This window comes from Gemmiger sp. An194, from assembly GCF_002160145.1.
Lineage (GTDB): Bacteria > Bacillota > Clostridia > Oscillospirales > Ruminococcaceae > Allofournierella.
This window is the reverse complement of the sequence record NZ_NFKA01000016.1, coordinates 22,526-34,614: the sequence shown is the minus strand read 5'-3', so window position 1 is coordinate 34,614 and position 12,089 is coordinate 22,526. Positions and strand designations below refer to the sequence as shown.

The 12,089-nt window shown below is 58.4% G+C and carries 10 protein-coding genes; 2 read left to right on the top strand and 8 right to left on the bottom strand.

What is annotated here, in order from left to right:
- The first annotated feature begins 85 nt into the window (after window positions 1–85).
- Window positions 86–1,267 (top strand): ATP-binding protein, encoded by a 1,182-nt coding sequence (locus B5F28_RS10595; protein WP_087295865.1) that lies wholly within the window; start codon window positions 86–88, stop codon window positions 1,265–1,267.
- A 264-nt stretch (window positions 1,268–1,531) separates the two neighbouring features.
- Here the strand turns inward: B5F28_RS10595 and guaA are convergent, their stop codons facing one another.
- Window positions 1,532–3,073 (bottom strand): glutamine-hydrolyzing GMP synthase, encoded by a 1,542-nt coding sequence (guaA, locus tag B5F28_RS10590; RefSeq protein WP_087295864.1) that lies wholly within the window; start codon window positions 3,071–3,073, stop codon window positions 1,532–1,534.
- 477 nt (window positions 3,074–3,550) lie between these two features.
- Here guaA and B5F28_RS10585 point away from each other — a divergent pair, with 477 nt between their 5' ends.
- Entirely contained in the window at window positions 3,551–4,909 is a 1,359-nt protein-coding gene (locus tag B5F28_RS10585; protein WP_087295863.1) for a hemolysin family protein, read from the top strand.
- 103 nt (window positions 4,910–5,012) lie between these two features.
- Here the strand turns inward: B5F28_RS10585 and B5F28_RS10580 are convergent, their stop codons facing one another.
- The 7 genes from B5F28_RS10580 to B5F28_RS10550 form a co-directional block, all read right to left on the bottom strand.
- On the bottom strand, window positions 5,013–5,540 hold the full coding sequence (locus tag B5F28_RS10580; RefSeq protein WP_087295862.1) for a cob(I)yrinic acid a,c-diamide adenosyltransferase: 528 nt from the start codon (window positions 5,538–5,540) through the stop codon (window positions 5,013–5,015).
- Window positions 5,537–6,904, bottom strand: a complete 1,368-nt coding sequence (locus tag B5F28_RS10575) for an MATE family efflux transporter (RefSeq protein WP_087295861.1) — start codon at window positions 6,902–6,904, stop codon at window positions 5,537–5,539. The genes B5F28_RS10580 and B5F28_RS10575 overlap by 4 nt, the downstream gene beginning before the upstream one ends.
- Window positions 6,905–7,100: 196 nt before the next feature.
- A complete protein-coding gene (locus B5F28_RS10570) occupies window positions 7,101–7,817 on the bottom strand; it encodes an ABC transporter ATP-binding protein (RefSeq protein ID WP_087295860.1) in 717 nt (238 codons plus the stop codon).
- 2 nt (window positions 7,818–7,819) lie between these two features.
- A complete protein-coding gene (locus B5F28_RS10565; RefSeq protein ID WP_087295859.1) occupies window positions 7,820–8,581 on the bottom strand; it encodes an ABC transporter ATP-binding protein in 762 nt (253 codons plus the stop codon).
- Between the two features lie 3 nt (window positions 8,582–8,584).
- Window positions 8,585–9,679: a branched-chain amino acid ABC transporter permease gene (locus B5F28_RS10560; RefSeq protein WP_087295858.1), complete on the bottom strand. Its 1,095-nt coding sequence runs from the start codon at window positions 9,677–9,679 to the stop codon at window positions 8,585–8,587.
- 10 nt (window positions 9,680–9,689) lie between these two features.
- Window positions 9,690–10,571, bottom strand: coding sequence for a branched-chain amino acid ABC transporter permease (locus B5F28_RS10555; RefSeq protein WP_087295857.1), 882 nt, complete (start codon window positions 10,569–10,571; stop codon window positions 9,690–9,692).
- A gap of 219 nt (window positions 10,572–10,790) precedes the next feature.
- Complete coding sequence (locus B5F28_RS10550) at window positions 10,791–11,948, bottom strand: ABC transporter substrate-binding protein (RefSeq protein WP_087295856.1); 1,158 nt, start codon at window positions 11,946–11,948, stop codon at window positions 10,791–10,793.
- Window positions 11,949–12,089 lie beyond the last annotated feature (141 nt).

Sequence of the window (12,089 nt, the reverse complement as noted above, 5' to 3'; positions counted from 1 at the left end):
GGCCGGTGCTTGCTATTTTCTGCAAAGGAGGTGGGCGCGAACCGGTGCGAGGCTTTATCCGTCTTGTCCGGGCGCGCCATAGGATATGAATCCAAAGGAATTGAAGCTGCTGGCCGTCCGGCTTCAGGCGCTGGCCCTGTTCCGCTCTCTGCGTACTGACCCGGTGCTGGCTGCGCTGGAAGACTTTCTGGCCACCCCGGACCCGGAGCACTACGCGGTGTTTGTCTGCGCCCTGTACGAGGCCAATGGCGGTGATCTGACCGGACACATTGAACAGCTCTGTGCCAACAGCGACACGGTATACGTGCGAATGCTGGGCGCGGGTAAGCAGCCCGGGCCCCATCTGCAGCGTGCATTGCAAACTGAGCTGACTACCCTGCAGCAGGTCGCCTGCCTGGACTCTCCTTGCCTGCAGGCTCTGATGGAGCAAACCGAGTTTCTGCCGGAGTACCAGTGCCGTCCCATTGATCTGCCCGCCCTGATTCTGCACCGGCTGGAAAATATTCACCGCTATGGCTACGGCATCTACGCCAACCACGGCATGTTCTGCGTGGACGATGCGGGCCAGATCCTGCCGGTATCCCACCCGGACCCGGTGGCCCTGTCCGATCTGGTGGACTACGAAGCACAGCGCACGGTGATTCTGCAAAACACCCAGGCGCTGCTGGAAGGAAAACCCGCCGCCAACATTCTGCTCACCGGCGATGCGGGAACCGGCAAATCCTCCACCGTGAAGGCGGTGGGAAATAAGCTGTTCGATCAGGGGCTGCGCATCGTGGGGGTCCGTAAGGACCAGCTGCGGATCATTCCTCAGGTGCTGGAGCAGCTGTCCTCCAATCCGTTAAAATTCATCCTCTTCATTGATGATCTTTCCTTTGTGAAGCAGGATGATAATTTCAGCACCCTTAAGGCTGTGCTGGAGGGCTCGGTAACCGCAAAATCCCGCAATGTGGCCATTTACGCCACCAGCAACCGCCGCCACATCGTCCGAGAATCCTTCTCCGAGCGGGACGGCGACGAGGTGCACCGCAACGACACCATGCAGGAGCTGGTTTCGCTGTCGGCCCGGTTCGGCATTCACATCACCTTCTCCAAGCCCAACAAGAGCACCTACCTGAATATCGTGCATCATCTCGCCCGAGCCGCCGGGCTGAAGCTGTCGGAGGAAGAGCTGGATCTGCGCGCCGAACAGTACGCGCTGGAACGGGGTGGCCGGAATGCACGCCTGGCCCGCCAGCTGGTGGACCGGCTTCTGAGTGAACAATAACCAAACTCGCCATAGAAAAAATCAGAGTCTTGTCAAAAACGAGGGTCTCTTTGTACTGAAGCAAAATAAAAGGTCTAACTGATCAGCAAAAATCAGTTAGACCTTTTCTCTTAGAATAAAAATCCTGCGTATTCGCAAGCCACCCAAATCACCAGAATAACTCTGAAATTGACGGGTGCTATCAATCTGCTATCAAAGGGGAAATCTGAAATCCGAAAACCCAGTGTTTATGCGGGTTTGCGGGCTCTTATATCCACTTTTACCTTATTCAAACTCGATGGTTGCCGGGGGCTTACCGGTGCAGTCGTACATGACGCGGTTGATATGGGGAACCTCGTTCACGATACGGCTGGTCACCTTGGCGATCAGATCCCAGGGCAGATATGCGGGCTCGGCGGTCATGAAGTCGGTGGTGGTCACCGCACGCAGAGCCACGGCGTAGTCGTAGGTGCGCTCGTCGCCCATAACGCCCACGCTGCGCATGTTGGTCAGCGCTGCAAAATACTGGCCCAGGTTCTTGTCCTCACCGGCGGCGGCGATCTCCTCACGCCAAATGGCGTCGGCATCCTGCACCATCTTGATCTTCTCCTCGGTCACCTCACCGATGATACGGATGGCCAGACCGGGGCCCGGGAAGGGCTGACGGCTTACCAGGTACTCAGGAATACCCAGCTGACGGCCGGCGTTGCGCACCTCATCCTTGAACAGGTCGCGCAGGGGCTCGATGATCTCCTTGAAGTCCACGTAATCCGGCAGGCCGCCCACGTTGTGGTGGCTCTTGATCACGGTGCTCTCACCGCCGGCGCCGCTCTCCACCACGTCGGGGTAGATGGTGCCCTGCACCAGGAAGTCCACGGTACCGATCTTCTTGGCCTCTTCCTCGAAGACGCGGATGAACTCCTCGCCGATGATCTTGCGCTTCTTCTCGGGCTCTTCCACGCCCTTCAGCTTATCGTAGAAGCGCTGACGGGCGTTCACGCAGATGAAGTTCAGGTCGTAGGGACCCTCGGGTCCGAACACGCTGCAAACCTCTTCGCTCTCGTTCTTGCGCAGCAGGCCGTGGTCTACGAACACGCAGGTGAGCTGCTTGCCCACCGCCTTGGCCAGCATAACGGCAGCCACAGAGCTGTCCACACCACCGGACAGAGCGCACAGCACCTTGCCGTCGCCTACCTTGGCACGGATGGCCTCGATGGACTTCTCCACGAAAGAGTCCATGGTCCACTCGCCCTTGCAGCCGCAGACATTGTACACGAAGTTGGAGAGCATCTTGGTACCCTCCTGGGTGTGCAGCACTTCGGGGTGGAACTGCACGGCGTACAGGTTGCGCTCAGGCCACTCCATGGCAGCCACCGGGCAGTTGGTGGTGTAGGCGCTGATGGTAAAGCCGGGAGCCGCCTTCTCGATGTAATCGTTATGGCTCATCCAGCAGATGGTCTTTTCGCTCACGCCCTGGAACAGCTTGCTCTTGGTGTCCACGTTGACCTCGGTCTTGCCGTATTCCCGCTCGGGGGCAACGCACACATGGCCGCCCAGCAGATGCATCATCAGCTGCGAGCCGTAGCAGATGCCCAGCACGGGGATGCCCAGCTCGAACACCTCGGTGCTGATGGAGGGGGAATCCTCCAGATATACGCTGTTGGGGCCACCGGTAAAGATGATGCCGGCGGGCTTTTTCTCCCGGATGGCCTCCATGGCCTTGGTGTAGGACACGATCTCGCTGTAAACGTGGCACTCACGCACACGGCGGGCGATCAGCTGATTGTACTGGCCGCCAAAGTCCACAACTAAGATGGTTTCTGCCATTGATTTTCCTCCCTTTGCGACTGGTTTGCTTCACAGTTTACCCATGATTATAGCACAACTTCGTGGGCAAGAAAACAGCAAAACCGAAAATTTGCCGGTATTTCGCCGCTTTTTCCGTTTTTCCAGTGTACACAGCGATTATCCGGCCGATACTGGTGAAAGCGCCCAAAATCGCCCCCATCCGATGCTTGACAAAGCGCCCCCATATCCTGTATCATCTAGGCATTCCCACTAAACCCGAAAAGGAGAGCATTTGATTTATGGACGACGGAGACCCTGCCCGATGCCCCATTGCAACTGAATCAAACCGACGATACAAGACACACCTGTTTTCTCTTTGTGCGGAAAACGGGCGTGTCTTTTTGCGTTTTCTGCGAATGCTGCGTTAGCGGCACTTTCCTCTTTGCGGGCATTCCCCAACTTGCCCGCCCCGCCTGTTTGTTTGATTCACCAACATGAAAAAGGAGCTTATATTTTATGAACCCGATTGTATGGCAGATTCTTCTGCAAATCATTCTGATCGCACTGAATGCGGTGTTTGCCTGTGCTGAGATCGCAGTAATCTCGGTGAGCGACGCCAAGCTGGCCCAGCTCATCGCCCAGGGCGACAAGCGCGCTGTGCGTCTGGCCCGGCTGACCAGCCAGCCCGCCCGTTTTCTGGCCACCATTCAGGTTGCCATTACCCTGTCCGGCTTTCTGGGCAGCGCCTTCGCCGCGGACAATTTCGCCGGCATCCTGGTGGACGGCCTTCTCAGTCTGGGCGTGCCGGTGCCCGCTCAGACCCTGAACGCGGTATCGGTGGTGCTTATCACTCTGATCCTTTCCTATTTCACCCTGGTGTTCGGTGAGCTGGTGCCCAAGCGTCTGGCCATGAAAAAGGCAGAAAGCCTTGCGCTCGCCATGTCCGGTATGATCTCGGCGCTGGCCCGGGTGGCTTCGCCCATCGTGTGGGTGCTCACCGCCTCCACCAACTTTGTGCTCCGGCTGTGCGGACTGGACCCCAACGCCGAGGAGGACGAGGTGAGCGAGGAAGAGATCCGCATGATGGTGGACGCGGGCAGCAAAAAGGGTGTGATCGACCAGGAGGAACGGGAGTTCATCCAGAATGTATTCGAGTTTGACGACCGCACCGTGGCCGAGTTTGCCACCCACCGCACCGAGCTGACCGTGCTCTGGCAGGAGGACAGCGACGAGGTCTGGGCTGCCACCATCCGGGAGAGTCGCTTCGCCAAGTACCCGATATGCGGCGAAACCGCCGATGATGTGGTCGGCGTGCTGAACGTGCGGGATTACTTCCGTCTGCAGGATCGCAGCCGCACCCAGGTGATGGAAAAGGCGGTGCGTCCGGCCTATTTTGTGCCCCAGCATCTGCGGGCGGATGTGCTGTTCCGGGAAATGAAACGCACCCGCAACCATTTCGCCGTGGTGCTGGACGAATACGGCGGTGTGACCGGTGTGGTGACCATGAACGACCTGCTGGAACAGCTGGTGGGCGACCTGGAGGACGACATGGAAAAGGCCGCTCAACCCCGGGAGATCGAACCTCTGACCCCCGGCCGCTGGCGGGTGCAGGGCTCCGCTCCCCTGAAGGAGGTCGCCCGCAGCCTGTCGCTGGAACTGGACGAGGAGCTTCTGGATACATACGACACCTTCGGCGGCTTTGTGTTCGGTCAGCTGGGCACGGTTCCTGCCGACCAGGAGCGTTTTTCCGCCAAGCTACCGCCGGTGTGCATTTACACCGCTCGGGTGCGGGACCACCGACTGGAGGATGCGGTGGTAAGCCCTCTGGCTCCGCCGGAGCCTGCCAAAGCGGATGAGAATGCCGAAGAGGGCTAATTTCCCCGTTTTTCTTCTTTCATAAACAACAACGAAAAAACGCCCGTGATCTGTGCGGTTTGCCAGGTCACGGGCGTTTTCTGTTTTTTTATCCAGAGGCGTTTTAGAACTCCACGCCCTTGCGGCCCGGGATGCCCCGGTCGAAGGGATGGCGGTGACAGCGCATTTCGGTACAGTAGTCCGCCGCATCCATCAGCCACTGGGTGGGCTCGTGGGCGGTGATCACCAGCTCCAGTCCGGCGGGCTTGTGCTCCACCAGCTGACGCAGGGTATTCATATCCTCCAGCATATCCAGCTGGCAGAGGGAGCCCGCCTCATCCAGCACCAGCAGGTCCACCTGCCCTTCGTTCACCAGACGGATGGCCTCGTTCAGCATCTTCTGCTGCACGGCACGGGCAGCCTGCTTTTCCTCCTCGGTCATTTTAAACACGAACTTCATGGTCTCGGTGCTGCGGATCACCTTTGCACCCAGCTTTTCCAGCCCGGCGACCTCTCCACTGGGGTGGCTTTTCAGAAACTGAACCGCCACCACACGCCAGCCGTTGCCCAGCGCCCGCAGCGCCAGGCCCATGGAAGCGGTGGTTTTGCCCTTGCCGTTGCCGAAGTAAAGATGTGTCAAGCGTTCTTTCATGCTGTTTCTCCTTTTGCGCTCCCGGTCAGCACAGCCTGCTGCCGGGCACGGTTTTTCCAGTAATATACAAAGCCCACCAGGTCCGCCAGGAACCAGCCGATGGGAACCGACCACCAGATACCGGTGACTCCGATGGCCGGGATGGCGGACAGGCCATAGGCCAGGATGACCCGGGTGCCCAGTGAAAGAATGGTGAGCACCACCGACATGCCCGGTTTTTCCATGGCCCGGTAGAGGCCGTACAGCAAAAACAGACAGCCGATGCCGCAATAAAAACTTCCCTCAATGCGCAGATACTGCACGCCGATGGACAGGATCTCGGTTTCCTCAGGGGCCACAAAGATGAGCATCAGCGGGTGAGCGCAAACAAATACCAGGGCACTCACTGCCACACAAAACCCGGCCGAGATGGCCACCGCCCGCCGGATGCCCTTCTGGATGCGGTCGGCCTTGCCTGCCCCGTAGTTCTGGGCCACGAAGGTGGAAAAGGCGTTGCCCAGGTCCTGAGCGGGCATGTAGGCAAAGGTGTCGATCTTCACCGCGGCCGCGAAAGCGGACATCACCGCCGGGCCGAAGCTGTTTACCCGTCCCTGCACCATCAGGATGCCGAAGTTCATAATGGACTGCTGCATGCAGGTGAGCAGTGAGTAACTGGCCACCTCGGCCAGACGGGCCCGACCAAAGCGCCAGTGCTTTTTCCGGGGCAGCAGCTCCCGGGCGCCGAACAGGCTGTACACCGCCAGCCCGATGCCGGACAGATACTGGCTGAGCACGGTGGCAAAGGCCGCGCCCGCCACACCCCAGTCAAAGCGCAGCACAAACAGCAGATCCAGGCCGATGTTCATCACCGAGGAAACACCCAGAAAGGCCAGCGGCACCGCCGAGTTGCCCACCGCCCGCAGCATACAGGCGAAATAGTTGTACAGGAAGGTGGCGGGAATGCCCGCAAAGATCACCAGCAGATACACCCGCATCAGATTCCAGACCTGCTCCGGCACCTGCAGCAGAGCCAAAATAGGGTCCACCAGCAGATAAACTCCCACGGTGAGCAGGGCAGCCAACACGCCGATCAGCGTAAAGGAGGCCGCCACGCAGGAGCGCATCCGCTCCCCGTCCCGCTGGCCCCAGCAGATGGATACCAGCGCTCCGCTGCCCATGGCAAGGCCCAGCAGAATTGAGGTGAGGAAGGTCATGAGCGTGTAGGCCGAGCCCACCGCCGCCAGGGCATTCGCCCCCAGAAACCGGCCCACGATCAGGGTATCGGCAATGTTGTACAGCTGCTGCAGCAGATTGCCCGCGATCATGGGCAGCGAAAACAGCACCAGGGTCTTGGTAATGCCGCCCTGGGTCAGATCCTTTGTCAACGAAAACCGCCTCCATACCAAAGCAAAAAGCACCCGCCCTGCGCGGCCAATGCCGCCTGATGGGCTGAGTGCTTTTTATTATAGCATATTTTCTCCGGTTGATACAGCGGGTTTATTCTGTCCTGCCTGCCGGTCGCCAGAGAAAACGGCCCCGCCGGGGAATCGCCGGCAGGGCCGTTTGAATGATTGTTTTGGCTCAGCAGCCCAGGTAGGCTTTGCGCACTTCGATGTTATTGGCCAGCTCGTCGGCGGGGCCTTCCATCTTCACGGTGCCGGTCTCCAGCACGTAGGCACGGTCGGCAATCTCTAGGGCCATCTTGGCGTTCTGTTCCACCAGCAGAACTGTCACGCCGTCCTTGTTTACGTCCTCGATGATCTTGAAAATCTCCTTCACCAGCAGGGGAGACAAACCCATAGAAGGCTCGTCCAGCAGCAGCATCTTGGGCTTGCACATCAGTGCACGGCCGATGGCCAGCATCTGCTGCTCGCCGCCGGACAGAGTGCCCGCCTGCTGCTTGCGCCGCTCCTTCAGGCGGGGCAGGCGGTCGAACACCATCTCCAGATCCTGAGCGATGGCGGAAGCGCCGTCCTTGCGGGTAAATGCACCCATGGACAGGTTCTCCTGCACGGTCAGATGGCTGAACACCCGGCGGCCTTCCGGCACCTGGGCCAGACCAAGCCGGATGATCTTATGGGCTTCCATCTGGCTGATGCGGTTGCCCAGAAAGTCGATGGTGCCGCTCTTGGGCTTCAGCAGGCCGGAAATGGCATGCATGGTAGTGGTCTTGCCGGCGCCGTTGGCACCGATCAGAGTCACGATCTCGCCCTCGTTCACGTGGAACGAGATATCCTTAATGGCATGGATGGAGCCATAGAACACATTCAGATCGCTTACGCGAAGCATCTCACCCATGGTCAGTCACCTCCCAGATATGCCGCAATGACCTTGGGGTTATTGCGGATGGATTCGCCGTTGCCCTGGGCGATGACCCGGCCGTAATCCAGCACATAGATGTATTCGCAGATGCCCATTACAAAGTTCATGTCGTGCTCGATGAGCAGGATGGCCACATCGAACTCCTTCTGAACGAACTTGATGGTGTTCATCAGCTCTTCGCTCTCGCTGGGGTTCATGCCAGCAGCGGGTTCGTCCAGCAGCAGCAGCTTGGGATTGGTCGCCAGCGCACGGGCAATCTCCAGCTTGCGCTGCTTGCCGTAGGGCAAGCTGGAAGCAGGCAGATCCGCTTCCTTATCCAGATCAAAGATCTTGAGCAGCTTCATGGCCTTGTAGTCCATCTCCTGCTCCTTTTCCTTGAAGCCGGGCAGACGGAACACGCCGGTCCACATGGGATACTTGACCTGGTTGTGCAGGCCGATCTTCACGTTGTCCAGCACAGTCATCTGGCTGAACAGGCGGATGTTCTGGAAGGTACGGGCAATGCCGGCCTGGTTGATCTTGGCCGGGGCCTTACCGGTAATGTTCTTGCCGTCCAGAATGATATCGCCCTCGGTGGGACGATACACGCCGGTGAGCATATTGAACACGGTGGTTTTACCGGCACCGTTGGGGCCGATCAGGCCATACAGATGGCCCTTCTCGATCTTCATATCCAGCTGGGCCACCGCCTGCAGACCGCCGAAAGCGATGCCCACGTTCATTACTTCAAGCAGAGCCATGGATTATGCCTCCCCCTTGTTTTGTTTTTTCGCCTGCGCCAGCTTCTGGAACAGACCGATGGTGGAAAGCTTTTCCCACACCTGATGACGCCAGGCGACCACCTGGGCGCTCTGGTTGAAGATCATCATAACGATCAGAATCACCGCATAGATCAGCATGCGGTAGTCGTTCAGACCACGCAGCAGCTCGGGCAGCACATACAGAACAGCCGCCGCAATCACGGAGCCACGGATGTTGCCAATGCCACCCAGAACCACGAACACCAGCACCAGAATGGAGGTGTTGTAGTCAAACTTCTTGGCCGCCAGAGCGGACATATTCAGTGCATACAGCACACCTGCCATGCCAGCCAGGAAGGCGGAGGTGATGAAGGCCATCAGCTTGTACTTGGTCACGTTGATGCCGGTGGCCTCGGCGGCAATGCGATTGTCGCGGATGGACATGATTGCACGGCCGGCGCGGGAATTGATCAGGTTCAGCACCACAAACAGGGTGATGAGCACCAGAATGATGCCCGCAGTGAAGCTGGAGGCTTTGGTCATGCCGCTGATGCCAATGGCACCGTTGATGATGACCTTACCATCCTCGCCCATGTTCAGAGCAGTGGCATCCTTCATGGAGAAGTGGAAGCCGTTGCTGTCCCAGCCCAGGTAGATGGCATTCAGGATATTTTTGATGATCTCACCAAAGGCCAGGGTCACAATGGCCAGATAGTCGCCCCGCAGCCGCAGCACGGGAATGCCGATCAAAAAGCCGAACACACCGGCCATCACGCCGCCGATGAGCATGGCAATCGCCAAACCCAGAACGGAGGGCAGGTTCTGCCCCGCGATCATCCAGTACACCGCGCCGGAAAAAGCACCAACGCTCATAAAGCCCGCATGGCCCAGGCTCAGCTCGCCCAGGATACCAACGGTCAAGTTCAGGGATACCGCCAGGACCACATAGGTGCAGATGGGCACCAGCATGCCCTGCATGGAGTTGCTCAGCACGCCGCCGCTGGCCAGCAGCTGCATCACCAGATAAAACAGCACCACAATGCCATAGGTAATCAGGTTGCTGCGGGTGGACTTTTTCATGGTTTTCAGCATATTCATAACCGCCACCTCACACCTTTTCACTGATTTTCTTGCCCAGCAGGCCGGTGGGACGCACCAGCAGCACAATGATCAGCACTGCGAACACGATAGCGTCCGCCAGCTGGGTGGAAATGTAAGCTTTGCTCATGATCTCGATCACGCCCAGCAGGATGCCGCCCACAAAGGCGCCGGGAATGGAACCGATGCCGCCGAACACCGCAGCAGTGAAGGCCTTGATACCAGGCATAGCACCGGTGGTGGGCTGCAGAGTGGGATAGGCGGAGCACAGCAGCACGCCGGCCACTGCAGCCAGGGCAGAACCGATGGCGAAGGTCATGGCGATGGTAGAGTTCACATTGATGCCCATCAGCTGAGCAGCGCCCTTATCCTCGCTCACGGCCAGCATAGCCCGGCCCATTTTGGTGTTGTTCACGAAGAAGATCAGACCAGCCATGATGATAGCGCTCACCACAATGGTCACAATGGTCTCGCCGGAGATGACCAGACGGCCACCGGCCAGCTGCACCGGAGCCAGCCCCACCACGGAGGTGAAGGACTTGGGGTCCGCGCCCCAGATGAGCAGCGCCAGGTTCTGCAGCAGGTAGCTCACGCCGATGGCGGTGATCAGAACTGCCAGAGAAGAGGCACTGCGCAGCGGCTTATAGGCAAACCGCTCGATCACGATACCCAGCAGCGTGCACAAAGCCATGGAAATGATAATGGCCAGCAGCGGAGGCATGCCCATCTGGTTCACCGCAATGAACACGATGTAGCTGCCCACCATGATCACATCACCATGGGCAAAGTTCAGCATCTTGGCAATGCCGTACACCATGGTGTAGCCCAGGGCGATGATGGCATATACACTGCCCAGGCTGATACCGTTGATTAAGTAGGACAAAAATTCCATACTCGATTCCCCTTTTTTCGCGGCGGCGGACCGATGATGCCTACACCTGTCTGCCGCCACCGCACAGAATATATGGATTATTATAGCACTGCTGTAAAGTGCGCACAAGAATTCTACAGCATTTTCTGCCGGATCTTGCTGTTTTTTTGAATAAAAAAGGGCTGCTGCGCCCCCCGGCGAGCAGCCCTTTCAGCACCGGACCAGGCCGGGCTGTTTGAATTACATTGCGGTGTAAGCGCCGTTCTGAATCTTAACGGCACGAGGAGCCTTGTTCACTTCGCCGGTGGCTTCCCACTTCATGCCCTCGCCGGTCAGGCCATCCACAGTAATCTGGGTCATGGCAGTCTTCAGAGCATCGCAAACAGCGGAAGCATCCATATCCGCGGTCACGCCGCCCTTCTCGCAGGCAGCCAGGATGGTGTAAACACCGTCGTAAGCGTCGGCAGCGAACTGGTTGGGAGTCTCGCCGTACTTCTCTTCATACTTGGAAACAAAGCTCTGGGTCTTCTCGTCCTGCGCGTCGGCAGCGAAGGGAGTCAGCAGCATTACGCCCTCGAAGAGGGAGGTGTCGGCGCCTTCGATGGTCAGCAGGCCGTCCAGACCGTCACAGCCAAAGATGGAAGCGGTGCAGCCCTGCTTGTTCATCTCCTGGATGATCAGGTTGGCTTCGCTGTAGTAGATGGGCAGGAACACCAGCTCAGCGCCGGAGCTCTTGGCCTTCTGAACCTGTACGGAGAAGTCGGTCTTGTTGTCGGCAGTGAATGCCTCGTCGGCTACGATCTCCAGGCCCTTGGTGGCAGCCTCTTCCTTGAACTTGTCGTGGATGCCGGAAGAATAGGCATCGGAGCTGTCGTAGATGATGGCGATCTTGGTGGCCAGGCCGTTCTCAGCGATGTAGTCCGCGGAAGCAACGCCCTGGTTGGGGTCGGTGAAGCAGACCTGGAAGGCATTGTCTTCCTTGATGACATCCACCGCAGAGGCGGAGGGAGTCAGCAGGAACATGTTGTCCGCAGCGGTCTCAGGTGCTACGGTCAGGCAGGGCTGTGTGGTAACGGTGCCCAGCAGAGCCTGCATGCCCCAGTCCTTCAGGTTGTTGTAAGCGTTCAGAGCCTTTTCCGGGTCATTCTCGTCGTCCTGGAAGTTCAGCTCGAACTGCAGGCCGCCCTGGGCGTTGATCTCTTCCACAGCCAGAGCCGCGCCGTTCTTAACAGCGTTTCCGTAGATGGCAGCGCCGCCGGTCAGGGGACCAATACCGCCGATCTTAATCGCGGTGCCGGATGCGGTGGATGCTGCGCCGCTGGTACCGGACGCACCGCCACAAGCAGCGAAGCTGAATGCCATTGCGGCCGCAAGGACCAAACTCATTGCTTTTTTCATGTGGATTCTCCTCCGATCTTCCCCCTCACGCCCCTAATGCGCTTTTTGTGGGGGGAATTTTTTGCTTTTCTAAATTATACGGACATCAGTACAAAATTGCAATTCGCTATTTTCACATACTTTTTATCGTTGTAAAGCGCA